The organism is Rhodopseudomonas sp. BR0G17 (genome assembly GCF_010907025.1).
In the GTDB taxonomy this organism is placed as follows: domain Bacteria; phylum Pseudomonadota; class Alphaproteobacteria; order Rhizobiales; family Xanthobacteraceae; genus Rhodopseudomonas; species Rhodopseudomonas palustris_H.
This window is the reverse complement of the sequence record NZ_QUML01000199.1, coordinates 1-405: the sequence shown is the minus strand read 5'-3', so window position 1 is coordinate 405 and position 405 is coordinate 1. Positions and strand designations below refer to the sequence as shown.

Genomic DNA, 405 nt, shown 5'->3' with positions numbered 1-405 from the left:
GTCGAACACGTCGGACGGGTCGATGTAGTGCACCCAGGCGGCGTAGACGCCGCCGGCGGCGGCGACGAAACAGGCCGACAAGCCGAACGCGATGCTCTTGGCCAGCGTGGTGTTGAGCCCGACCATCGCCGAGGCGGTCTCGTTCTGGCGGATGCAGTTCAGAGCGAAGCCGAGCCGGGAGCCCGCCACGAGGATCACCATCGCGGCGGTCAGCAGCATGACCAGCCACATCGCGTAAAAGAAGAATGTCGCTTCCGCCATCACGCTGGCGCCGGCGGACAGCGGGATGTTCAGCCCCATGCCGCCGCCCGTGAGGTCGGTGGCGTTGTTGACGACCTCGCGCAGCACTTCGGCGAGCGACAGGCTGGCGATGGCGAAATAATGCCCGCGCAGCCGCAGCAGCAC

The 405-nt window shown here is 67.2% G+C and carries 1 protein-coding gene; it reads right to left on the bottom strand.

The annotated features are described in order from the left end of the window. Positions 1-405 (bottom strand): branched-chain amino acid ABC transporter permease (locus DY467_RS25860; RefSeq protein WP_164639899.1); only part of this gene is annotated, 405 nt, incomplete at both ends.